Below are 24,762 nucleotides of genomic sequence, written 5' to 3' on the forward strand. Positions count from 1 at the left end.
CATGAAAATTAAATTCAAATTAATCAGTATTTTACTGCTGGTAATCATCGGTCAGGCAAAAGCACAAAGCCGTGACAGTTACAATATGTGGTTTCAGTATCTGATGTCTGCAAAACTGACAGACAAAAGTACCCTTACCGCCCTTTCACAGTATCGTTCTTTCGATCTGGCTTATGATACGAGACTTTTTCTGGTTTCCGCCTATGTAGATTATGAAGTAGTCAATGAAGTAAAGCCTGCAGCCGGATTCATGTTTCTGATTCTGGATTCTTATAAATCTGACAACTCAAAAAAAGAACGCTATGAAAAAAGACCTTTCCAGCAGGTAACTCTGGGAGGTAATATTGGTAGGACGTCAGTTTCGCATCGGTTCCGGGTAGAAGAACGGTTCATCAGTAATCCAAACGACTTTATCGTCAGGCTCCGTTATCTTATCTCTTTAAGAATTCCTTTTAACAGAGCAGGAGAAAAAGAAAAATTATACGGCATTCTGAAGAATGAATTAAGGATGAATGTGGTGAAGGAAGATCCTTTTGACAGCAACCGTTTAACGGCAGGCCTGGGGATTAAAGTTGGGAAAAACGCTGCGATCGAAGTAGCATTTATCAACCAGCTGGAAACCGGATCTACAAGCAATTATGGCTACATCGGCTACAGAAACAGCTTCGACTGGAGAAAGAAAAACAAAAATAAATAACTATAAAATAAATCATCTATGCTTACATTCCTTGGATTCGTCATGATCCTGATTTTCATGGTACTGATCATGAATAAAAAAATGACTCCGCTTACTGCTTTGGTCGTTGTTCCTGTAACCGTAGCCCTTTTTGCAGGCTTTGGTCCTGAACTGGGAGACATGATGAAAAATGGAGTCAAAGAAATAGCACTGACCGGTGTTATGCTGATCTTTGCCATCCTTTATTTCAGTTTAATGATCGATACGGGGCTTTTTGAGCCTTTAGTGAATATAATTTTAAAAGCTGTTGGGGACAACCCGATCAAAACAACGATAGGGACAGCTATTCTTACTACTTTGGTTTCACTGGATGGCGACGGGTCGTCTACCTATTTAATCGTAGTGGCTGCCATGCTACCTCTCTACAAAAAACAGGGTATAAATCCTTTAATCCTTACCTGTATCATCATGCTGGCGGGGCAGATCATGAATATTCTTCCCTGGGGAGGGCCAACGGCAAGGGTAATGAGTTCTCTGAAATTAGGGCATACAGAAATTTTTGTCCCTATGATCCCGATTATGGCTATTGGAATTGTATGGGTGATATTCGTTGCCTACATTTTAGGAAGAAGAGAAAAAATAAGAATTGCCAAGCATGGAAAATTTACCAATTATAACAGCAATGATATTATAGGTGAGGTAGACATTACACTCAGACGTCCCAAACTTATATGGGTTAATCTTGCCCTTACCATTGCACTTTTGGTTGTAATGATCCTGGATATTGTTCCTTTAGGAATTGCCTTTATGATCGCTTTCTGCATCGCATCCATTATTAATTATCCCAAATTAAAAGACCAGCAGAAAATTATTTCCAAACACGCAGGAAATGCTTTATCTGTTGCAGGGATGATCTTCGGGGCAGGAATTTTTACAGGAATTCTGAATGGCTCAGGTATTATGCAGGCAATGGGAAACAGCATGATCGACATTGTTCCAAAAAGCTGGGGTGGCTATCTGAATATTGTAACTGCAGCATTCAGTATTCCACTTACGTTTTTCCTTTCCAATGATGCGTATTATTTTGGAATATTGCCCATTATTGTAGCCACCGGGCATCAGCTTGGAATTTCACCGGAAATATTGGGCAGGGCAAGCCTTATCGGACAGGGATCACATCTTCTGAGTCCGCTGGTTCCATCTACTTATTTATTGGTATCACTGGCCGGTGTAGAATTTTCTGATCACCTGAAATATACTTTAAAGTGGGCATTGGGATCTTCTATTGTCATGCTTATCGCAGCTTTGATCCTTGGAGTCATATAATCCGTATTCGATAATTATTGTTATATTTCCGGTGTATAAATACATATTCGTATTCTGTTATGATTTGTACGGACAGCATATATTTTTCAGATGAACCTTTTTGAAACAAAGAAAACATTCACAGGCAGGTATTTAAAAAACCTCACCTTATATGTATTTGCTGCCATTCTCGGTGGAGTACTTACGGGGCATTATGCACCTGAAGCAAGTATTCAGCTGGGAATGGTAAGCCGGTATTTTTTTATGGTTCTGGAAATGATCATCTTACCCATTATCTTTATGGCGATCATGTATGGGATCTGTCAGCTGTCCGGAATCAGGAATGCAAGCAGCATTGTTTGGAAAACCATTCTGTATTTTCTGATCATCAGTTCTATGGCTATTATTCTGGGATTTATTTTCGGTTTTGCCGTAAAACCTGGAGCTGATACGGGAATTGACGCGTCCAGAATCAGCAGATCCCTGCCCAAAACATTTGAGATCAATGAAGAAAGCCTTTCCGGTTCCCTTTATCTGAACAGACACGGGATCTTTCTTATTGTTTCCATGGTAGCCGGAATTTTTATGAATCTTTCAGGAGCAAGAGAAAAATTCCTGAACATCTTAAACCGGGGACTGAAGATCTTTTATACCGTGATCAAATATCTATACCTTATCCTTCCCATTATTATTTTCTGTAATATCGCTTATGGAATTTCTGTTTATGGCATCAATACCCTTCTGCCGCTCAGTAAAGTGGTAGCAACGGTTTACCTGGCAGACATTGTTTTTATCTTCGGGGTATTGGGAATTGTTGCTTATATATTCAAAATCCGTTTATGGAAATTTTTACTTGATCTAAAGGAAGAAATTATTCTGGTTATTACCACCTCATCTTCCAAAACAGCCTTTCCGCTGATCTTTGAAAAGATGGAATCTGAGGGCTACAGCAGGAAAATTTCAGGATTTGTCATTCCTCTGGGCTATAATTTTAATCTTTCCGGAGCCTGTATTTATATTTCCGTTACTTGCTGTTTTCTCATTCAGTTTTACAATATTTCATTATCTGTCAGTGATTATCTGTGGCTTTTTCTTATCATTTCCGTAACTTCAAAAACGGCATCCGGAGTTCCCGGGTCAGGATTTCTTGCCCTTATTTTTACATTGAACAGGTTTGGCAAAATTCCTTTGACGGATATTGCCCTGCTTTACAGTGTAGACCGTTTTATGAACGAGGCGAGATCTGTCACCAATTTTATCAGCATCGCCATTTCCGGAGCGGTGATCTCAAAAATCAATCAATCTTCAAAAAATCACGAACTTCATTAATTATTTTTGCAATATTCTTTGACAACTGTGATTTTCGCACCTATTGTATTGTAATATTTTGACTTACAGTAATTTGATTAAATTTCAAATTATATTAGCATACGAACCTTTATCATTACAACTTAATACGTAAATTGGTATTCCGTAATGATCCAATAAAAAAGCAGTAAAATACCAAAAAACATGTACATAATACCTGATACAGAGGATAAAATTAAAGCTTTATACCAATATATCGAAGACAATGTATCGGATACTGAGAGCGATTCCTGGTATCACGGACATGATCCCATCATCATTTCTCACCTTGATCATTTCTCTGCAACAGACTGTAAAAAACTGGTTTCCGAAATAAGAAACTGGAAAGAAAATATTCTGATCCACATGGCTGATCCGTTTCTTGCTGTATCAAATCCTGATTTAGACGGAAACTTTTTGTATTGTCAGATTTTTCTGGAAACTACCGACTTCACAAATCAAGAATATCTACTGGGAAATATACACCTGGTCAACGCCATTCCAAAGGGAAGCCAGCCTCTTGGTTTTTATCTTGAACTTGAAGAAAAAATGACAGGCATCAACAAAAAACTAAATGGGAACTATGATTTTTCTGTGGAACAGATTAAACTTAAAATCAATACTGAAAGAACTTAGTTTAACATTATTAAACAGCCTTCCAAACTATCTATTAGTAAAATAAAACTTTAAAGAAAATTGAAAAATCAACTCTTCCTCATCATTGCCATTTTTACCTGCATCAATTTATATTCGCAAAACACTTTTGTTTTTTTTGGTTCTTTTAACCGTGATAAAACAACCGAGGGAATTTATGTCTACAAGCTGGATACAGTCAAAGGAAAGTTATCCAAAATTACCTCTGTAAAAGGAATCCTTAATCCGTCATTCCTGACTTTATCCCCAAATGGAAGAAATCTTTTTGTCTGTACAGAAAGTAAAACAAAAAATGCAGGAAGTGTCAGCAGCTTTGCATTCGATCCTAAAGATGGAAAACTCACTTTTATCAATAGCCAGAAAAGTGGCGGTGAAAACCCGGTATATGTAACAGTGCATAAAAATGGTAAATGGCTGGTTAATGCCAATTACACAGAAGGCAGTTTCTCTGTATATCCCTTATCTGAAGACGGAACAATACATCCATATGTACAAAATTTCCAATTTTCGGAAGGGAGCATCAACAAAGACAGGCAAGATCGTTCACATGTTCATGCTTCGGTATTTTCGCCCAATTATGACCAGGTCTTCTTTACAGATTTAGGCGCGGATAAGATCAGAGTCTATCAATTTGAAAGTGATAAAAGCGAACCTCTTCAGCCGGCAAAACAGCCGTATATAAAAACTACTTTAGGAAGCGGGCCAAGGCATTTCACATTCCATCCGAATGGAAAATTCGCCTATTCTATCGAGGAAATGGGAGGATTCATTAATGCTTACAGATATGAACACTCAACTTTGGAAAGCATTCAGAGAATCAGTACACATACAGACCAATATAAAGATTTTGAAAGTTCTGATATTCATATTTCTCCGGATGGCCGTTTTCTGTATGCCTCCAACCGCGGTGAAGAAAATAATATCGCTATTTTTTCTATTCAGGAAGATGGAACATTAAAAAATGTAGGATACCAGCCTACATTCGGCAAGCAGTTAAGGGTATTTGATATTGATGAATCCGGGAAATTTTTAATTGTCACAAACGCAGCAACCGGAAATGTGTTTGTATTTAAAAGGAACCCCGAAACAGGATTATTGAAAAAAGTGGGTAAAAAGATAAAATTTCCAGGAGCTTCAAGTGTGAAAATCAGAAGGTATTAAAGACAGAAAGAATGAATAATTTCGAAACAATCAAATAAAAAATTTATCATGTTTACTGCAGCAGTATTTTTCTTTTAAATGACTTGTATGAATTATAAACCTCTTATACAATCCAAAAACTAATACATTGGTTTTCAAAATACAAACAGTAATAATAAATCTACATATAGTGTATTATGTATTTCAAAATTTTATATCTTTGAATGACAAACCAAACAAATTATTACTTATGAAAAATGCAAAATTATTAAACAGAGATGCACAAAAATCCATTATGGGAGGTGCAGCCGGACTTGTTTGTTGCGAACGCGACGATAACGGAAAATGTACATTATGGATCGGGCCGGGACAGCACTGCCCTTAATCAACAGAATTATTAGAGTTAAATACAAAAGCCGGAAGTTTCCGGCTTTATTTTTTTACATTTTTCTGCCAAATTTTCACACTCGAAAACAAAATTCTGCCATTTCAACCATCCCCATCTCATGGCATACATTTGGAGAATTATAATGGAGAATTAATTAAAAAATAAAATATATTATGTCAGTAAACTTTAAACCATTAGCAGACAGAGTTCTTATTGAGCCCATCGCTGCCGAAACTAAAACAGCTTCAGGTATTATTATTCCGGACACTGCGAAAGAAAAGCCGCAGGAAGGTACTGTAGTAGCAGTAGGTCCAGGTAAAAAGGATGAGCCTACAACTGTTCAGGTAGGTGACAAAGTTCTTTATGGGAAATATTCAGGTTCTGAATTGAAATTGGAAGGGAAAGATTACTTAATTGTAAAAGAAGCTGATTTATTAGGAATTATTGGTTAATCTGTAAAAAGTAAAATGTATTCATGTAAAATGACTTCATGAATATAATTTCATTAATACATTGTATAAAGTACATTAATACAAAAAATTATGGCAAAAGAAATAAAATTCGATATTGAATCTAGAGACGCTTTAAAAAGAGGGGTTGATGCATTAGCTAATGCAGTAAAAGTAACGTTAGGACCAAAAGGTAGAAACGTAGTGATTGAGAAATCTTTCGGTGCGCCTCACGTAACGAAGGACGGTGTTTCTGTAGCAAAAGAAATCGAACTTGAAGACAGAGTAGAAAATATGGGAGCGCAGATGGTAAAAGAAGTGGCTTCCAAAACCAATGATATCGCAGGAGACGGTACTACTACCGCTACTGTATTGGCACAGGCTATCGTAAGAGAAGGTCTTAAGAACGTGGCTGCAGGTGCTAACCCAATGGACTTAAAAAGAGGAATCGACAAAGCAGTAACTGCTGTTGTTGCAAGCCTTAAAGCTCAGTCTAAAGAAGTTGGAGATTCTAAAGAAATGGTGAAGCAGGTAGCTTCCGTTTCTGCTAACAACGACGAAACCATCGGATCTTTGATCGCTGAAGCTTTCGGAAAAGTAGGTAAAGAAGGGGTAATCACTGTAGAAGAAGCTAAAGGTATCGATACAACCGTAGATGTTGTAGAAGGTATGCAGTTCGACAGAGGATACCAGTCTCCTTACTTCGTGACGAACCCTGAAAAAATGGTAGCTGAAGTAGAAAACCCTTACATCCTTTTAGTAGAGAAAAAAATCTCTTCTATGAAAGAATTGCTTCCGGTTCTTGAGCCTATCGCACAAAGCGGAAAATCTCTTTTAATTATCTCTGAAGAAGTGGAAGGTGAAGCTTTAGCAACTTTAGTAGTAAACAAACTAAGAGGTTCTCTTAAAATTGCTGCGGTTAAAGCTCCGGGATTCGGAGACAGAAGAAAAGCAATGTTGGAAGATATCGCGATCTTAACAGGTGGACAGGTTATTTCTGAAGAGCAAGGATTCACAATGGAGAACATCTCTCTGGATATGCTTGGAACTGCTGAGAAAGTAACGATTGATAAAGATAACACGACAATCGTAAACGGTGGTGGTGACGAAGCTAAAATCAAAGGAAGAGTAGCTCAGATCAAAGCTCAGATGGAAACATCTACTTCTGATTATGATAAAGAAAAATTACAGGAGAGATTGGCCAAATTAGCTGGTGGTGTTGCCGTACTTTACGTAGGTGCAGCTTCTGAAGTTGAAATGAAGGAGAAAAAAGACAGAGTAGATGATGCACTTCACGCTACAAGAGCAGCTGTTGAAGAAGGTATTGTTGCCGGAGGTGGTGTTGCTTTAGTAAGAGCAATCTCAGCGTTGGAAAACCTTACAGGAATCAACTCTGATGAAACTACTGGTATCAGAATCGTAAAAAGAGCGATCGAGGAGCCATTAAGACAAATTGTTGCTAACGCAGGTGGTGAAGGTTCTGTAATCGTTGCTAAAGTAGCAGAAGGTACAGGAGATTTCGGATACAATGCTAAAACTGACGAGTATGTAAACATGCTTGAAGCAGGAATCATTGACCCTACGAAAGTAACAAGAGTTGCCCTTGAAAATGCAGCTTCTGTTTCAGGAATGCTTCTTACTACAGAGTGTGTAATCACTGAAATTAAGAGCGCTGAACCTGCTATGCCAATGGGAGGTGGAATGCCAGGAATGATGTAACGGTCAGCGACCGAGGCAAATTAATATACTAACCGTTCTGCTTTTGTGGAGCGGTTTTTGTTTAAATTATGGTTTTCCGTAAGGAAATAGTATATTTATATTTTATATTTAATGATTAACAAATAGATAGCTAAATTCCAAACAACATTCGCGCAATTGTATATATTTTATATTAGAGCAATGCGTAAATTTGAATGTTATATGAAAGCTTAAAACAACTATATGCAAAAAATTGATTTTGTAAAAAATTTAGAGATTTTAGTAGAAAAATTACAATCACAAGAAATTGTTGACGCATTTGATGAAGGATTTCGAATTCCTTCATCACCGTACAATTACAATATATTAAATCCTTTACTTTTTAAATCTAAAAGTAATTATGATCAATTAATAACTTTTGAAAGCCTTAGAGAAATACTTGAAAATATTAATTCAATAAATATTTACGCTGAACAAAACCTTTCCGCTCTATCCTCCATATTTCTTTCAAAAGATGCAACAAAAATATTATTGAATAATAGTTCTGTTGTATTTTATCTGTTTCATAAAACACTGGTTAATACTTGGAATCTCTCAAAAAATGTATTACTGAATAATAATATCTTACAAGAAAATTTTGAAGACAAAATTGAAAATGGTGTTATTCTATTCCAAATACTAATTGAATCAGAAGGTTTAGAACCAGAAAAATATATAAAAATATTTTCGGCTTTGGATGATTTGATAAATACTCTTGAAAAAGTTTATGACGAATCAGATGAAAAAACTGAAATAATTTTATTAGATAGTGGAAGTGATACAAATTTAGGGATAAAAACGGGAATTGAAACAGCAAAATCTTTATTCCTAATATTCAAGGAAATATGGGACTTTATAGTTAATTTTAAATATTATAAGGCTGAAAAAAAGAATAAAGCACTTTTAGACAGCTTATCGATAAGAACTGAAATTAACAAAAAAGTTGAAGAGGGAGTGCTTACAGAAAAAGAAGGACTGGAATATACACACATTATTAAAACTAGAACAGATGACTTAATCGGCATGAAAGTTCTTCCTAAATCAATTGTTACAGACAGCAATCTAATTGAAAACAAGAAGATACTTTCCGAATTTGAGGGTCTAAAATTAATTTCTGGAAAAGAATAAAGGTTCTTAGCTCCCGCACGAATCCTTTCGTGACTTTGGCTTTTAGATTATATATTAAAATGTTATAATATTAAAACCACACGAAAGGATTCGTGCGGGAGCAGGGGCCCATCCATCGCAAAGCTCCGAAACGTTATCTGCAATATTTAAAAACATCCAACCTTACAAATGGAACTTATAAGTGATATAATCAATAGCTTAATTGATGATACAAAACCAATAAATACAACACTCCTAAAAACTAAAGTTTTAGCATCTCGAATTGAGAATAATGCTTTACTAGAATGGGTTAACTCAGAACTTAATGGATATCCAACTGATGAAAGCCTTCCAATTTATAGGAAAAATATTGTTAGTCATATAAAAGGTGATTACATAGTAGGAAATATGCAATATTCTAATCAACCTATTCCAACAATGGGAATGAAAGAAAAATTCGGTTTAGATATTGTACAAACAACTTTCAGACAAGGAATTTCAACTTTGGAACACTTAATAAACACATCAAATTCACAAAGCCTAATGTACCCATTTCCAGCTGAAATTGTCGGTTATTTAGAAGCTAATTGGAAGTCAATTGATACAGAAAACGGATATTTTCTTAATATCATTAATGCAAGAAAAATAATTGCAACAGGAAATATTAATGAAATAATTTCTCAAGTAAGAAATAGACTTCTTGATTTCATGCTTGAGATTGACAAACAATATGGTAATCTAACCGAAATAAAAGATTTAAGTAAAAATAACCAAGAAATAACAAAAATTATGAAACAAACAATTATAAATAATAGTGGTGATGGTGCAATCCTAAATGCAGGAGATAACAGCAATGTAAAAGCCAAAATTATTATTCAAAAAAATAGTAAAACAGATTTATCTAAAGTCCTAACAGAGAATGGAGTTGATCAAAATGATATTCACGACTTATTTAACTTCATTGATTCAGATGATCACGATGTAGAGAATAAAAAATTTGGAAGTAAAACTAATGAATGGATACAAAAGATGTTAGGTAAGGCGTTGAACAGTAGTTGGGAAATAACTATTGGTGCAGCAGGTGGATTGCTTGCAGATTCCATTGGAAAGTATCTTGGATATTAATACTGCAGATAACATTGTATTGGCAAAATGCGGGGTTTAAGGAAAAGTTGAACTACTCTACTTTTTCATCCGCCGGCTACGTCTGAACTTTCTTGAACTTTAGTTCCTCGAAATCCCATACTTCGCAAATACTTTTCCCGTTACCTGATAGGTCAATAAAAACAAAATCCCAGCTCTCGCTAGGATTTTTTCTTTATCTCTATCTCTTTTACAAATTCGTATTTCTCTTCCAAAATTGGCTGTTCCGGCCAGAAATCTTTTGGAGAGCATCCCAAAGCTTTTGATATTAAGTTTAAGCTTTTAATATTATATTTCGCTGTTTTGGAATGCGCTTCAATATCTGAAATATAACTTGTACTCTTACCAATAGCTAAAGAAAGTGAAGTTTGGCTAATACCTCGCTGTTCCCTTATTTCTTTCACTTTTGAAATTATAAATCGCTCTATTTCGTCTAAAGAATCATGCATAATGGCAAAGTGAGCCAAAAACAAAATAAAAAACTAAGGACTATAGTCCTGTATATTAAAAATATTGTTATATTTGGAAAAGATTACTCATTAGAGTAATTTTGCGATACTTCAAAGAAATATAGAAGCTATTGCTTAGAGTCTTGTCATAGAAAACTGGTAATTTTTAAAGCAACAAGATGATAAGTATGAAGCTCACGACCTAGGCGTGGGCTCTCTTATCTGTTGCACGGTATACCAGTACCTCTATGACGGATATTGTAGAGTCTCATGCCGTTTTTATTTTCATGCTGTTCTGCTCTTCTACAATTATCTTTTTCTAAGCCAGCTTACAACATAAAGTATCATGATACGGTACAATGGGGTGTACAATCCATTGCGGCTTTAGGGCTTTTAGAAAAACATAAATTCTATCATATTCATTGGCTTGTATGGCAGGAAGTTCAGGCGGGCTTCTTCCTTTACGGCCAGTAAAATCGTACAGTAAAAAAATCAAACTCATGAAAAAAAACAGAACAGACTTTCAATCCCGGCTTGTCAAAAGCCGTAAGAAACATTTGCGGCATAAAACTAATGGAAAAATATTTTAAGCTCAATGACCTGACAGCATCCAAAGAGCTGCTAAACGACATTATAAGTTATGCAGTAAAAAGAAACAGCTGGATAAAAGAACATCCGTCCGTTATCCTTCATTTTCAGCAGGCTATGCGGTCATTCATCCGTGCAGGCTACCTCATAGCGCTACAGGAAAAGAAAAGAACCGCAACTATTCAGTTTGAAGATGTTTCCCCGTCGGTTCTTGGCTTGCTTTCGGAGAAGGAATACCAAAATCCTCTGTTGGTCTTTAAAAAAGCATTCAAAGAGTACAGCATCAAGGAATTTGATTATTTTATTTCCGGGATGGTCTATCTCTCACTGGGAATCTATGACAATCTGCCGGAAAGGAATATCATAAGCCCGTACATTCACCTCACCAAAATGCTGGATGCAGCCTACCTTATTCTTGAAAGGAGAGGAAAAAAATAAAGACGAAGTCTCCGGGAATAATGTGGCATATTATTGATGAGGCCATTTAATATACTAACCGCTCTATTTTTAGGGCGGTTTTTTTGTTCAGAATAATCATAAACAGAAGTTAATAAAACAGCAAATCAAGAAAGGTTACCAGAGATTTAGTTCAATTGTGAATTTTGTGGCGAATTCATCTTTATGTCTCACCAGAAGCTTTATCTTTAACAAAAAATAAACTAATAAACTAAAAGAATGAATTTCATTAAAAAAAATTTTACATTTTTAATTACGCTTTTATTTGTAACCACAACTTTTGGACAAGTAACCAAACATAAAACCAAAATCTTATTAATCGGTACCATTCACTTCGAAACCCCTCATTTAGATACGTTTGAATTAAAGACTGACGATTTTTTAGCTCCGAAAAGACAGAAGGAACTGGAAGAACTGACCGAAATTTTGAAACGAACAAATGCTGATAAAGTGATGATAGAAAAACCATTCAATCAACAAAAGCAAATTGATAGTCTGTATAATGCCTATTCCCAAAACAAGTATACATTAACCGTTTCTGAACGAGAGCAAATTGGTTTTAGATTAGCTAAAAAATTAAATTTAAAACATATCAATTCTGTAGATATCTTTTATGGAATGAAGCATGACAGTTTGGTTTCTGTCACTGCTAAAGAAAAAAATCAGTTATATCTGTTAAAGGAATTAGGGACTACTGCGAACAACTTAAAACTTGAATTTGATAATGTAGTAAAACGAAATTCAATAACCGAAGTCCTAAAATATATCAACACAAAAGAACTTTTGCAGAAAAATTTATCATTGTACTTAAAATATATTGCAAAAATTGGTGCTGGAGAGAATTATATTGGTGCGGAATCAGTTTCTGATTGGTATTTGAGGAATTTAGCGATTTACTCTAATATCATTACTCAAATCAATGACAATGACAAATACGTTATCCTCATATTTGGACAGGGGCATATTCCTATATTAAAACACCTGTTGCAAAATAATGACGACTTTGAAGTGGTTGAAGTAAATAGCGTACTAAAATAAAATGCCCCAAACCGCTAAAGTTACCAGACAAAAAGTAATGCTTCTTACTACAGAGTGCTTAATCACTAAAATTAAGAGTGCGGAACCTGCTATGCCAGTGGGAGCAGAATGCCTGGAATGATGTAACGGTCAGCGACCGAGGCAATTTAATATACTAACCGCTCTATAAAAATAGAGCGGTTTTTTTGTTTTTTGAATTCCCATAAAAATTACACAAAAGGGTAATTGATAGACGACGGTTTATTTTACATCTTTGATATCATAAAATAGCGGACTAGCTGAACACCGTATTACAAAGTAGGCGAAAAGAAATTATAAAAAATGTGTACTTACAAAAATGAAAATTACAGCGAAGGGTCTATTATTAAATTTGATGACGGACATTATTATCAATGCTTTGATGGATCTTGGAGACTCCATCGATTGAAAAAATCTGATAAAGTTAAATTAGTTTCTAAACAACTAATAGAAGAAGATAAGACATTCAGATACACCTATTTATGTGAGTTCTCTAATGACAATTCAAGAAACTTTACAGTAGTTTCAACAAATGACACCGAAGCGCAAATACTTGCAATTCAAGAATTTGAAATCATTTGCAATGACATTCAAAAGACAGAAAAGTTAATAGAAACACTTCAAATTCCTACAAGAGAAATGACTGAAGAAATTATGCAAATTCCAAATATCCCAACAGAAATGAATGGTGAAAGAATGAATTATACAAATTATTCATTTTATGACGATATCTATTGGAGTGATGATAAACTTTATGGTAAATGGTCGCAAACATTAGCAGGAGTTTGTTCGGGCAACACAATATCCGGATTTTTTTATAGAATTCAAATTATCTCTAATCCAAATATTATTGACAGTTGCAGTGGACATTATGTAGCAAAAATAGAAAATCAAGCATAAAAAACGGCCACCAGCAAGGTATTGCCTATACCAATGGGAGATAGAATACCAGGAGTAATGTAACAGCATGTCGCTGAGACCATTTAATATATTAATCGCTCTATTTTAATAGGGCGGTTTTTATTATATTTGATGAGTACTATGATCTAAAAAAATACAAATTATCGATGAGAGAATATTTCCACTTCCATCAACTCATACATTTAACATTTGTGAAAGAAGCTAAATCAACAGAAGGTTTGAAAGAACAATAATTACCATAACAAAAGATCGCTTGCAAAAATATTACTCTATATATCAACTTAATTAAAAAATCAACACAACCAAATAAACAGAATAGACACCTTAAAACAGCAATAACCATTAATTTAAATAAAAAAACAATGACCAGACAATTAAAGTTAGCAATTGTATTATTAGTAACAGTTGCAAGTATGAATGTGAACGCTCAAAAAAAAACTGTAAAATCTACAAAACCAGCCACTGAAAACAAAACTGCCAAACCGACCAAACAAGAAACCATGGATTGGATTGCAGGAAAAATGAAAGAAAATTTAGCCACATATAATGACCGAACTTTTGTTTCTTATAAAGACGGGGTTTTTGTTTATAGAAGCAACTATGGAATTAATAAATTTTGTGAATATAGCTATGACATGAATAAGGTTACTGGAATGAAGAATGAATACTCTGATTTTTTTGTTTCGGGAAATAATCAACTTTTTGCTCACTGTGATTATGACAGGGCAGGCGAAGGAAATTATTACAACTATATTTCTATAAGTGGGCCTAACTATAATAAGTATAGATCACCTTTTAACTTTGGTACAGACCAAGCTTTAGTTGAAAGATTAGAAAAAGCATTTAAAACATTAGTTGAATACAATTCAACCAAAAAAGGTGCTGATGAAAAGTTTTAATTCTAAAAACAAAAAACTTTTTGCTTACTGCTTTTTCTATCAATAAGACAATTTAATATACTAACCGCTCTATTATATAGGGCGGTTTTTTGTTTGGATTATGGTTTTCCGTAAGGAAATATTATTTTTAATATTTAGATTTAAAAGTTTTATTATGGAAACATTTAAAGCTTAATAAAAATAATTTATATTATGTTTGTATTAACTATAAACTAAAAACATGATACTTAAAGAGATTCAAATCAAAAACTTTAGATCTATTAAAGATGAAAATATAATTTTCAACCATAATTGTATTATACTTCTTGGAAAAAACGAAGCTGGAAAAAGTAATATTTTAAAAGCCATTGCTGCAGTCTTTGGAGAGTATATAGTTTCTAATAAAGACAAAAGAAAAAGAGTAGAAAATGAAAAAATCGAAGAATATTCAATTCGAGCAATTTTTTCATTAAATGATAATGATTTTAAAAAAATTTTAGAAGAATTCAAAAAAAAATTCACAGGAATAGAATCAATTATATTTAAAACTAAAATTTCCTTAGTAGAATACCTTCAGAAAGTTTTTAGTAAGGTTTTAATAAAATTAGATATAGCTGATAATAAAAAGCCAATTTTTAAAAGATATTCCTATCCTAAAAATGATGTTGCACTTGAGAAAGAATTATATTTAAATACAAATAATACTATTACTCCATCCGCCACAGGCGTAAAATTTAATATTGAAAATGAGCTATTTACATTAATACAAATTTACTATGAAAAAAATCCAATAAAATGTCATTACTGGCAGTATAAAGACAATTACCTTTTACCAAACAGTGTAAACATTCAAGAGTTTATTAATTCACCTTCACAAAATAAAGCCTTAGAGAATATTTTTTCATTATGTGGAAGAGATGATATTGAAGAAGAATTTAATAATGCATATTCAGAGGATGGTGATTACTCAAATTTATTGGAACAGATTTCAAAGAAAGTAACATCAACTTTTCAAAAAATATGGAAAGATTTTCGTGGAACTTCAATACAATTACTTACCAACGGTGACGAAATATTAATAAAAGTTGTTGATAAAGCAAAATATAATTTTGAAGATAGAAGCGATGGTTTCAAAAAATTTATTAGTATCTTATTAATGCTTTCAACCGAAGCAAGGACTAATAAGATCCAAGAGAACGATATTATATTAATGGATGAACCTGATCAAAGTCTATATCCAAGTAGTGCACAATATTTGAGGGATGAGCTTATTGACATCAGTAAAAAAGCAAAAATCATCTATTCTACTCATTCTCAATACATGATAGACTCAAATTGTATTGACAGACATTTAATTATTGAAAAAAAAGATGATATTACTTTCATTAATAAGGATGAAATTAAATCACCTTTCGCCACTGATGAATTACTGAGAAGAGCAATTGGAACAAGCATCTTTGAGAGCTTACAAGAAAAAAATATTATTTTCGAAGGATATTTAGATAAATTAATTTTTGATTCGTATGTAGAATTTCATAAACTGGAAAAAGAATTCGAGCCATTTGGCAAAGTATATCTTAGTGGAATATCAGGTGTTGAAACTTTAACACAAATCTTAATTCTTGCAAATAAAAAATTAATAATTGTTGCTGACTCTGACGAAACGTCTAATAAAAAGAAAATCGAATATCAAAAAAACTATCCTCAGTTTAAAGATGCTTGGTTAGCATACGGAGATATTGATAAAAATATAGCAACTCTTGAAGATTTTTATACCCCAAATTATTTAGAAACCCAAATTTCTAAAAGTGGTTATGAAGTTCCATATGATAAAAATAAGAATGCTATTTTCAATATAGAAAAGGCAGTAAATAAGGATAAAGAGCTTAAGCAAAAGTTAAAAGTAAGCTTGGCTGAAAAAATTCGCAAAACATATCTTACTGATTCATATTCTCAATATGTTAATGCATTAAAAGAAAAATTAGAAAATCTTTGATATTTCAGAACCCAGAATATCCCGACTTTGAATCAATAAAATAATCCAAAAAAACAAACTCTCATTAAGATTTTGTTTTATTTTTATTTTTAAATATCTTTTGTAGATATTCAATCTCACTTTCAATATTTTTTAATTCTTTGTCAGTTAGCTTCTTGAATAAAAATAACATATCAATTTCAAAAAAATTACAGAATTTAACAAGGTTTTCTATTGTTGGATTGGTTTCAGCCCGTTCAATTCTACCAACATGATTACTTGATAGATTAAGTTCATTTCCAAGTTGGAACTGTGAAAGATTTTTCTTTAGCCTATGTAATTGAATAAGCTTTCCAATTTGAAATTTTAATTCTTCAATGTCCCATTTATACATAAAGTAAATTTTAGACTTTCTAAAGTTTTTCATCAACACATATATGTGTTATATTGTTTTTTTTATTATATTTGTAAAATAAGCTACAAGAAATGTAGCTTTGCGATACTTCAACGAATATTAGAAGCTATTGCTTAGAATCTCGATCTGAAAACTGGTAATTTTTAAACATGCGAGACGATAAGCTAGAAGCTCACGACCTAGGCGTGGGCTCTCTTATCTGCATGTAAGGTATACCAGTACCTCAGATCGGATATTGTAGAGTTCCATGCCGTTTTATTTCATGCTGTTCTGCTTTTCTACAATCATCTTTTTTCTAAGCCTGCTTTATCACACAGTATCATGACATGTTACAATGGGGTGTACAATCCATTGCGGCTTTAGGGCTTTTAGAAAAATACAATTTCTATCCTATTACCCTTGGTTGGTATGGGCAGGAAGTTCAGGCATTGGCCGGGCTTCCTCCTTTACAGCCAGTAAAAAATGACACAACAGAAAACATGAAAAAAACCAGAACAGACATCCAATGCCCATTTTCGGTAGTTGGTAAGAAATACTCTGCAGTACAGATGATGGAAGCCTTTTTTCAGCTCAATGACCTGGCTGCCTCTAAAAAGAAATTAAACAGCATTATGAATTATGCGGTAAAAAGAAATAGCCGGATCAAAGAAGATCCGTCCGTTATCTTTCACTTTCGCCAGTCGATGCAGTCGTTCGTCCGTGCAGGTTATCTTATCACGCTGAAGGAAAAGAAATGGGCCGTTAATATCCAGTTGGAAGAGGTCTCTCCGTTGGTTCTTGGCTTGCTTTCGGAGAAGGAATACCAAAACCCTTTGTTGGTCTTTAAAAAAGCATTCAGAGAATACAGCATCAAGGAATTTGATTATTTTATGTCCGGGATGGTCTATTTCTCACTCGGAGTTCATGACAACCTGCCGGAAAGGAATATAGTGAGTCCTTACATCCATCTGACTAAAATGCTGGATGCAGCGCATCTGATTCTTGAAAGGAGAGGAAAAAATAAACTTGGTGAAAATTATGTATAACTAAGCTTTTGCATCAAGGGCTAACATATTTTTCTACTTCGGTTAAAATTTGTATTTTACCCTAAAGTTTTGATTTCGATTTACGGCACATCGTCAAGTTGAAACAGCTGGAAGAAATGCTATGAAAAAGTTGTCCAATAAAAGAATTTTCTGTTTTCTAATATTTATTTTTTTATTTAGTAGTTGCTCTAAATATGATAAAGATCAAATTTCGGATATTCAAAAATTATCTTCAACAAATAAGAAATACGATGTTTATTTATACACTATTGAAAGCGGAATGGCGTTTGGTTCATCTGTAAATGCCTTACAAATTGTTAAATATAAAGAAAAGCCTGATTTCTATAATTCTGATTTCTTTAGAGTTCCGAATTCTAACCCCTTTCAAATAAAGTGGAACAATGATAGTTTAACGATCAAAACAATATCCGATATTGACCGCTCATTGCAAAAACAACCCATTCGAACGGAAATTCAAAATTACAAAGGAATCATTATTAAAAATTTAGTTTACACCTTACATTCGACATTTGGTTTATCTGAATTTAAATTCATCGATTTCTACGAAAAGAATGGAAATTTAATTTTTAAGAAAGAAAATGATTCATTAGTTTTTAATGAAGAAAATTCACAAATATCTATAGACTCAAGTTATATTGAAATTAATTATTTTAAGCAAAATAATAAAGGTTTGGAATTTAAGGCATATAAACTAATTCCAGAAAAGAAAATTGATTTAAAAAAAATTGAAAAGTATCAACCTTTAAAAGCTATAGAAAAATAAATACTGCGGATAACATGTATTGTTAAAAATGCAAGAAGATGTTATATTTGCTCAGATTGGGCAACCTCCGCCATTTTATCGCCTCGTTACCGCACTATGTATCGGCTTTCGCTTTTAAATTATTAGAATGTCTAATTTATAATACTATAACCACACAAAAGGATTCGAGCGATAGCAATGGTTTTATTTGAAAAATAAAAACTGTATTGTTATACTAAACACCAGCTGCAAAATCACTTAAAAAAAACATAATAATGAAATCCAGAATTCTCTATGTCTTTATCTTACTAATATCTTACAGTTGTTCAGTAAATAAATATAGCAATGTTCCTGTACAAGATGAAATTGATCTTTCCCTTAAAAAGTTCACTGAAATAAAAAAAGAAGAAATAGATAAAAAATCAAAAGATATAACGCTTGGATATTTTTGGGGAATTGGAGAAGGTATTTATCCAACTTTTGAAAAGCATATATTTGAAATTCCTAAATCTTATCAAAGAAATGAGAATAACTTCATTCTTAAAGTAGATTATTTTTTCACAAAAGATGACCAAACCAAATTCAAGTTGTATGAATGGAATGAAAATGGAAAAAATGAAGTGGCTCATAGTTTGTTTGACGAAAAATTTTATGAAATCAAAAAATATATAACTGAAAAGCTTGGGGAACCATACCTGGAAGTATATGAAGATTTAGAAAAATCCAAAGAAGAAACAGGAAGGGATGATATTAAATGGCAAAGTAAAAATTTGAATGCCTATTTATTTCGTTTTAAAGGAAAAGGTGGATTCGATCAAATACGTTTAGCACTTTACTGCGATTAAAGAGACTGTACTGAACGAGACCTTGAAGAACAAAGTTTTCCGCAAAAAGATCTTTATGTTTGGAGCATTGAAAAAGTGAGCCAAAAAATTCGCTTACACTTTTTTCCTATATTTGAACTTCGATGTTCTATTGATATTCGGTGCTAAAAGAATCCCGAATTTTGAACAGAAAATTAAGGAAACCAAATACTAAATCTTAATACCATTGAAAATAAAATTATTGCTCCTTTCATTGTTGAGCTCATTATCAGCTCATTCACAAGCACTTCAATTTAAAAATCTCGTCAATATGTCGGTAGGCAGAGGTGCCACAGCCAGTGTAATCGTGAATGATAATATCTATGTGAGCAATGGGTATCAGGAAAAAGCAAGTGATGCAAGATATGTTGAGAAATATAGTATTACCAATAACAGCTGGAGTGTTCTCAATTCTACTCTACTTCCCAAAAGATTTGCTAATTCCGAGACTTACAATAATAAAATTTACATTTTTAACGGTTGGGGAAACAGCCATCTTGAAATTGTAGACCTTGAAACCAATACAATAACGAAGGGGGCTGTGAATCATTCCTATACAGGAAATTCAGGTTCTGCAATCTATAATGGCAAAATATATGTGTTTGGTGGCAGTGGACTCAATGGAGCGGCAACCACTAAATTTTCTAATAAATTCCAATATTATGATATTGCTTCAAATACCTGGAATCCATTACCGGACATGCCCACAGCCAGAGAAACAAAAGGCAAAATTGTTAATGATAAGCTTTATGTTATTGGTGGTTTTAACGGGACCCCATCCCGTCTGATCAATGTCTATGACCTCAAAACTAATCTTTGGATTGATCAGTATATCATGCCTTCTGGTATATCCGGACATGCATTGGCTGTATCCGGTAATAAGATTTTCATTGTAGGTGGTTTTAATAATCAGACTTTTCTGGCCTATTTTGATACTACCACCAACAAATTACATCAGTTATCATCCAATATGATTCCCAGAAGACACGCTGCAGCGGAAGTATACAACAATAAATTATACATCATCGGTGGAAGTACAACGTCTCTCACCAGCTCAGCGATTAAAAGCATACAAGTGGCAGATATTAGCGAGACTGTACTTTCTGCAAATACAGCCAATGAAGATCAAGTATTAAAAACAAAGGTCTATACCAATGCAGCCAGAGACGGTTTTGTCATCAGCAATAAAAATAACAGCAATCAATTTGAATACACCGTTTTCTCAATGGATGGAAAACCAATCAGCAAAGGGTTTGCCTATTATAATAAAAATATAGATTTATCGAAAGTACGAACCGGAACTTATATTTTCAGTTATAAAAATGAGAAAGGAATTTTACAACAGGTTAGAATTATAAGATAATAATAAGCTTCAGACATGAATATCAATTCTATAATTCGTTCTCTCGTTTTAATAATTGCCACTCTATTCCTAAGCCATTGCAAAGATAATTCGGAGGCTGATAAATACCGTGTAGGCCAGGAATGGAATTACAAATCCCGTCCCGGAGAAGAAAACTCTACTCCAAAATTTTGAAGATTGAAGAATCTTACAGACCCTACTTCCACCTAAGTACTTTCTTGACGAGAAGAATAACCAGGGACAAACCTAAAAGCAAAATACTTGACCAAACTATTTGTTGAATACCAAAATGGACAATCCAAAATCCTCCAATCGTTGCACCGGCTGTTACCGCAAGATTTCCACAAGAGGTAAAAATGCTATTGACAAACTCTTGAGCTTCGGGAACAGAAGAAGCTACACTTACATTACTAATTAAAAAACCTCCGGTATGTATCAATCCCCATATCCCAACAATCACAATTATTGGCACAAAATAACTTCCAAAAACAAGCAATAAAAAATGAACCCCAATTAATGCAACAAGAAAAATAAATGTGGTTTCAAACGGTTTACTGCTCATATATTTCCCCACCATGCGATTGCCGATAATACCTGTAATTCCAAAAAAGAAAAGCATTATACTTACTTCCTTTCCATTCATTCTGGAAACAGATTTCAGGAAATCAGCCATATAACCATACGTAGAATACATTGCTGTAATGATGCAGAAAGCCAGCAAAATATTTAGCCACAAAATCGGTTTTCTCAAAATGGTTTTTTTTGAGTATTCTTCTTTCTTATCCGATGCTTTTATGGGTGGCAGCAACCCTATTAACCCAATCAATGAAATAATATTTAAAAGTGCAGACAGCAAAAAAGAGGATTGCCAATTCAATACATCAACCAGCAGAGTTGCCAATGGAACACCTAAAACAGTAGCAATAGTTAAGCCTGAAAATATAGTACTAACAGCTTTTGACGATTGATTTGGTGCGGTATTTTCAACTGCCACTGCTAAGGCTATTGACCAATAAACAGGATGAAAAAAGGCGGGTAACATTCGTACAATCAAAAGAAAAGTAAAATTAGTTGCCAAAGAAGACAAAACATTACTTACTGCAAAAATGACCAACGAAAGTATCAATAATTTTTTCCTGTCGTAAGATGATAATAACCAAACCATTAATGGACCAAAAACTGCCACAATGATTGCAAAAGCACTAAGCAGCCAACCCGCTTTATCTATGCTTACATTAAATACCGAAGCCAGTTCAGGCAAAATTCCTATTACACCAAATTCGGTTGTTGTAATTCCGAATACCCCCAATGCCAACACAAAAAGCGTTTTATCAAACTTCATAAAAACTTAATTTATTTTTTGCAAATTTGCAAAATGCGCTTGCATTGCAGGCCATACTTACATTTAAGTTCTATACTATCATTTTGGAAAGCATTAAATTAATTAATACGATATGCCTGAATTTTTTCACGATAAAAGACTTTATTATACTCCAATAGAATTTGCATTAAGCCACATTGGAGGCACCTGGAAAATGCCTATTCTCTGGCGCCTTCAGGAAGGGGTTCAAAGATTTACTGAACTAAAAAAAGATATACCACATATAACAGATAAGATGCTTACAAGTCAATTGCGTGAATTGGAAAGTAAAGGACTGGTTAAAAGAGTAGTCTATCCTGTTGTTCCACCAAAAGTAGAATACAGCTTGACCCCAAAAGGACAAAAAGCTATTCCTATCATTGAAACAATTATGAAATATGGTTTTGACTTGATTAAAGAAGCTGGAATAGAATACCCACCAAAAACGAAATAAAACTGGCGCTAACAAGTGTTTTTGTGCTAGACGGGCTGAATGCAGGAATCATGTAACGATTAGTGACCGAGGCAATTTAATATACAACCGCTTTATTTTTCAGAACGGTTTCTTTACTTTTACACTACAAAAAGTGCCCATGAAGAAAATAGAACAAAAAATAGACGAAGCCTTTAAAAACACTTTTCTGCTTCCCAGAGAAACCATAGTCACCCAATTCCTTGTTGATGTTTTAAGCTCAAAATATAAATTCAGAGAAGATGATAAAAAAATTGAGGTAATCAGCTTATATTATAATGCTTCAAGTCCTTTAAGTTCCTTAATTGTGTTGCCTAATTATGAATATTATTCTCCGGATAAAACTGTTCAGGTCGCAGAGCTCCATTTGAAAGAACATTCATTTCAGGACTACTCTCCTATTGATGTTCAGGAATTATGTAAAAAGGTGCTGAATGAAAATAATATTGATTATTCTGCTTATCTTGATCAAAATAATCATCTGGATTATGCTCATTACTGGGAAAACCAGTTCGGTCTGGAAACTGATTTCTTAATGAACTGCTGGAGAAATGCCAAAGAACAAACACAGTCTAAGATGCTGGGATTTTTAGAATCTTCAGACGGCGAAAGTGGCATGTTTGATCTGGATAATAATTTTGTAATTCCTTTTGATATTGAGCTTGATGACTATCTGCGGTCTCATGGTTTTATCATTGAAAAGGAAGCTTAAAAAATGATTATAAATAGCATTTCAAAAATATAAACTAATTTAGTATTGCATTACATACAACCATCCAGATGAAAAAAACCTTTGAATTCCTTAAGCAACTCAATGAAAATAATACCCGTGAATGGTTTACCCAGCATAAACAGGAATACGATATTGTGATCAAGGAAAACAAAACCTTATTTAATCAAATTTACAATCAACTTCAGGAATACGACAACTTAAAAGGAATCCATATTTTCAGGATTTACAGAGACGTGCGCTTTTCCAAGGATCCCACTCCATACAAAACTAATTTCGGGGCTGGCTATTCCCGTTTAAAGCCAATGCTGAGAGGTGGATATTATATTCAACTGGAACCTGGTAACAGTTTTGTAGGTGGTGGTTTCTGGGGACCTGAGGCAAAAGACCTGCTCCGTATCCGTAAAGAATTCGAGCTCAATACCACAGAAATTGAAAAGATTATGTCTAACGAGATATTTACGAAGTATTTCGGTGAAATCAAAGGAGATGCTGTAAAAACAGCTCCCAGAGGCTTTGATAAAAATCATCCTGCCATAGATCTGATCAGGAAAAAGCAATATGTTGTGATGCGAAAATTTACAGATAAAGAAGTTCTGTCAGACAGCTTTCAGAAAGAAGCTCTTCAAACCTTACTGGCCATGCGTCCTTTCTTTGATTACATGAGTGAAGTGCTGACGACGGACTTAAATGGAGAGTTCCTATTTTAAAAAATAGTTATGAAAAACCTATTAACAATAGTTGCTGTATTTTTTTCAATCAATTGGGCCTTCAGTCAAAAATGTAGCTGTTCAGAAAATCCTAATTTAAAGAAAGTCATTTTTTGTGAACCTTCCCGATTCAAAAATAACGCGAAAATATATTGGGAATATGACTGTAATTCATCTTGGATCACTTTTCAAAAGGGAAATGTAAAAAAGAAAATATTTAAACTTGAAAAAAACCTTATTGAGCTGACAGGAAGATTAGGTTATAGAAACTGGACAGAGTATAAAAATTCTTTTCTCATTGAAAATTCTGTTATTTCCGGATGCTGCGAACCTGCAAAATATATTCTTTATAACAAAAACACCGGAGAAAAGATATCAGAACTCGGAACTGTTATTTCTATTAATAATTCCGAAGCTCAGCCTTATACAATAACCTTAAAAACAAACAGTGAATTATTATATACCAATCTTAACAATAACAAATCTTACAGCATCAAAATCCCCCATGAAAAAATTAAAAATACATTAGAAAATACAAATGAGTTCCATCCTGAATATCTATTTGAAGATTTCGGAATTAAAAACAATATATTATCAATCCACTTAAGATACAAAGAATCAAAAAATTCCAACTGGAAGGTGGAAGTAATTAAATTTAATATTACAAAACATCCTTAACTGCCAATATGTGCTTACGCTGCACTTACATTCAAATAATTAAAAAGATCACACATAGAGATATTTTTGTCTTTATAAAATCCAGTTAATATTTTACTTATTTTTATATCCACC

The 24,762-nt window shown here is 33.6% G+C and carries 26 protein-coding genes; 23 read left to right on the plus strand and 3 right to left on the minus strand.

The features are described from left to right. Position 1 precedes the first annotated feature (1 nt). From QF044_RS14955 to QF044_RS15000, 10 genes are all read left to right on the plus strand, one after another. Positions 2-697 carry a DUF2490 domain-containing protein gene (locus tag QF044_RS14955; RefSeq protein WP_307268889.1) on the plus strand — a complete coding sequence of 232 codons (696 nt, stop codon included), beginning with the start codon at positions 2-4 and terminating at the stop codon, positions 695-697. Positions 698-715: 18 nt separating this feature from the next. Then, positions 716-2,002, plus strand: coding sequence for a CitMHS family transporter (locus tag QF044_RS14960; RefSeq protein ID WP_307268892.1), 1,287 nt, complete (start codon positions 716-718; stop codon positions 2,000-2,002). 90 nt (positions 2,003-2,092) lie between these two features. After that, on the plus strand, positions 2,093-3,310 hold the full coding sequence (locus tag QF044_RS14965; protein WP_307268895.1) for a cation:dicarboxylate symporter family transporter: 1,218 nt from the start codon (positions 2,093-2,095) through the stop codon (positions 3,308-3,310). A 183-nt stretch (positions 3,311-3,493) separates the two neighbouring features. After that, the gene (locus QF044_RS14970; RefSeq protein ID WP_307268899.1) at positions 3,494-3,964 is read left to right on the plus strand and encodes a hypothetical protein; all 471 of its coding nucleotides are present in this window, start codon (positions 3,494-3,496) and stop codon (positions 3,962-3,964) included. Between the two features lie 60 nt (positions 3,965-4,024). Beyond that, positions 4,025-5,143, plus strand: coding sequence for a lactonase family protein (locus QF044_RS14975; protein WP_307268901.1), 1,119 nt, complete (start codon positions 4,025-4,027; stop codon positions 5,141-5,143). A gap of 229 nt (positions 5,144-5,372) precedes the next feature. Beyond that, positions 5,373-5,507 (plus strand): hypothetical protein, encoded by a 135-nt coding sequence (locus tag QF044_RS14980; RefSeq protein WP_307268903.1) that lies wholly within the window; start codon positions 5,373-5,375, stop codon positions 5,505-5,507. A gap of 176 nt (positions 5,508-5,683) precedes the next feature. Continuing rightward, positions 5,684-5,962 (plus strand): co-chaperone GroES, encoded by a 279-nt coding sequence (gene groES, locus QF044_RS14985; protein WP_307268904.1) that lies wholly within the window; start codon positions 5,684-5,686, stop codon positions 5,960-5,962. Between the two features lie 90 nt (positions 5,963-6,052). Further along, positions 6,053-7,678 carry a chaperonin GroEL gene (groL, locus tag QF044_RS14990; RefSeq protein WP_307268907.1) on the plus strand — a complete coding sequence of 542 codons (1,626 nt, stop codon included), beginning with the start codon at positions 6,053-6,055 and terminating at the stop codon, positions 7,676-7,678. Between the two features lie 222 nt (positions 7,679-7,900). Further along, on the plus strand, positions 7,901-8,824 hold the full coding sequence (locus QF044_RS14995) for a hypothetical protein (RefSeq protein ID WP_307268908.1): 924 nt from the start codon (positions 7,901-7,903) through the stop codon (positions 8,822-8,824). A gap of 168 nt (positions 8,825-8,992) precedes the next feature. Beyond that, positions 8,993-9,928: a hypothetical protein gene (locus QF044_RS15000; RefSeq protein WP_307268911.1), complete on the plus strand. Its 936-nt coding sequence runs from the start codon at positions 8,993-8,995 to the stop codon at positions 9,926-9,928. A gap of 179 nt (positions 9,929-10,107) precedes the next feature. Here the strand turns inward: QF044_RS15000 and QF044_RS15005 are convergent, their stop codons facing one another. Beyond that, the gene (locus tag QF044_RS15005) at positions 10,108-10,395 is read right to left on the minus strand and encodes a helix-turn-helix domain-containing protein (RefSeq protein ID WP_288447427.1); all 288 of its coding nucleotides are present in this window, start codon (positions 10,393-10,395) and stop codon (positions 10,108-10,110) included. Positions 10,396-10,968: 573 nt separating this feature from the next. On the opposite strand from QF044_RS15005, the gene QF044_RS15010 reads away from it, so the two are divergent. The 5 genes from QF044_RS15010 (at position 10,969) to QF044_RS15030 (ending at position 16,290) form a co-directional block, all read left to right on the plus strand. Next, complete coding sequence (locus QF044_RS15010) at positions 10,969-11,421, plus strand: hypothetical protein (protein WP_307268917.1); 453 nt, start codon at positions 10,969-10,971, stop codon at positions 11,419-11,421. A gap of 237 nt (positions 11,422-11,658) precedes the next feature. Continuing rightward, entirely contained in the window at positions 11,659-12,477 is an 819-nt protein-coding gene (locus QF044_RS15015; protein WP_307268921.1) for a DUF5694 domain-containing protein, read from the plus strand. Positions 12,478-12,798: 321 nt separating this feature from the next. Further along, positions 12,799-13,395: a DUF1496 domain-containing protein gene (locus QF044_RS15020; protein WP_307268924.1), complete on the plus strand. Its 597-nt coding sequence runs from the start codon at positions 12,799-12,801 to the stop codon at positions 13,393-13,395. Between the two features lie 383 nt (positions 13,396-13,778). Continuing rightward, positions 13,779-14,315 carry a hypothetical protein gene (locus tag QF044_RS15025; RefSeq protein WP_307268926.1) on the plus strand — a complete coding sequence of 179 codons (537 nt, stop codon included), beginning with the start codon at positions 13,779-13,781 and terminating at the stop codon, positions 14,313-14,315. 220 nt (positions 14,316-14,535) lie between these two features. Next, positions 14,536-16,290 carry an ATP-dependent endonuclease gene (locus QF044_RS15030; RefSeq protein ID WP_307268929.1) on the plus strand — a complete coding sequence of 585 codons (1,755 nt, stop codon included), beginning with the start codon at positions 14,536-14,538 and terminating at the stop codon, positions 16,288-16,290. 64 nt (positions 16,291-16,354) lie between these two features. Here the strand turns inward: QF044_RS15030 and QF044_RS15035 are convergent, their stop codons facing one another. Further along, positions 16,355-16,663: a helix-turn-helix domain-containing protein gene (locus QF044_RS15035; RefSeq protein WP_307268931.1), complete on the minus strand. Its 309-nt coding sequence runs from the start codon at positions 16,661-16,663 to the stop codon at positions 16,355-16,357. A 347-nt stretch (positions 16,664-17,010) separates the two neighbouring features. Here QF044_RS15035 and QF044_RS15040 point away from each other — a divergent pair, with 347 nt between their 5' ends. The 4 genes from QF044_RS15040 (at position 17,011) to QF044_RS15055 (ending at position 20,698) form a co-directional block, all read left to right on the plus strand. Then, positions 17,011-17,709, plus strand: coding sequence for a hypothetical protein (locus QF044_RS15040; protein WP_307268933.1), 699 nt, complete (start codon positions 17,011-17,013; stop codon positions 17,707-17,709). A gap of 121 nt (positions 17,710-17,830) precedes the next feature. Then, positions 17,831-18,493, plus strand: coding sequence for a hypothetical protein (locus QF044_RS15045; RefSeq protein WP_307268935.1), 663 nt, complete (start codon positions 17,831-17,833; stop codon positions 18,491-18,493). A gap of 254 nt (positions 18,494-18,747) precedes the next feature. Next, the gene (locus QF044_RS15050) at positions 18,748-19,317 is read left to right on the plus strand and encodes a hypothetical protein (protein WP_307268937.1); all 570 of its coding nucleotides are present in this window, start codon (positions 18,748-18,750) and stop codon (positions 19,315-19,317) included. A 289-nt stretch (positions 19,318-19,606) separates the two neighbouring features. After that, positions 19,607-20,698, plus strand: coding sequence for a T9SS C-terminal target domain-containing protein (locus tag QF044_RS15055; RefSeq protein WP_307268940.1), 1,092 nt, complete (start codon positions 19,607-19,609; stop codon positions 20,696-20,698). Positions 20,699-20,894: 196 nt separating this feature from the next. On the opposite strand, the gene QF044_RS15060 is transcribed toward QF044_RS15055, so the two are convergent. Continuing rightward, complete coding sequence (locus QF044_RS15060) at positions 20,895-22,040, minus strand: MFS transporter (protein ID WP_307268942.1); 1,146 nt, start codon at positions 22,038-22,040, stop codon at positions 20,895-20,897. Between the two features lie 112 nt (positions 22,041-22,152). On the opposite strand from QF044_RS15060, the gene QF044_RS15065 reads away from it, so the two are divergent. The 4 genes from QF044_RS15065 (at position 22,153) to QF044_RS15080 (ending at position 24,648) form a co-directional block, all read left to right on the plus strand. After that, complete coding sequence (locus QF044_RS15065; protein ID WP_307268944.1) at positions 22,153-22,512, plus strand: helix-turn-helix domain-containing protein; 360 nt, start codon at positions 22,153-22,155, stop codon at positions 22,510-22,512. A 139-nt stretch (positions 22,513-22,651) separates the two neighbouring features. Next, the gene (locus QF044_RS15070; RefSeq protein WP_307268947.1) at positions 22,652-23,242 is read left to right on the plus strand and encodes a hypothetical protein; all 591 of its coding nucleotides are present in this window, start codon (positions 22,652-22,654) and stop codon (positions 23,240-23,242) included. A gap of 68 nt (positions 23,243-23,310) precedes the next feature. Further along, a complete protein-coding gene (locus QF044_RS15075; RefSeq protein WP_307268950.1) occupies positions 23,311-23,970 on the plus strand; it encodes a DUF2461 domain-containing protein in 660 nt (219 codons plus the stop codon). A 9-nt stretch (positions 23,971-23,979) separates the two neighbouring features. After that, a complete protein-coding gene (locus QF044_RS15080; protein ID WP_307268953.1) occupies positions 23,980-24,648 on the plus strand; it encodes a hypothetical protein in 669 nt (222 codons plus the stop codon). Positions 24,649-24,762 lie beyond the last annotated feature (114 nt).

Origin of the sequence: Chryseobacterium sp. W4I1 (assembly GCF_030816115.1) — a bacterium.
Lineage (GTDB): Bacteria > Bacteroidota > Bacteroidia > Flavobacteriales > Weeksellaceae > Chryseobacterium.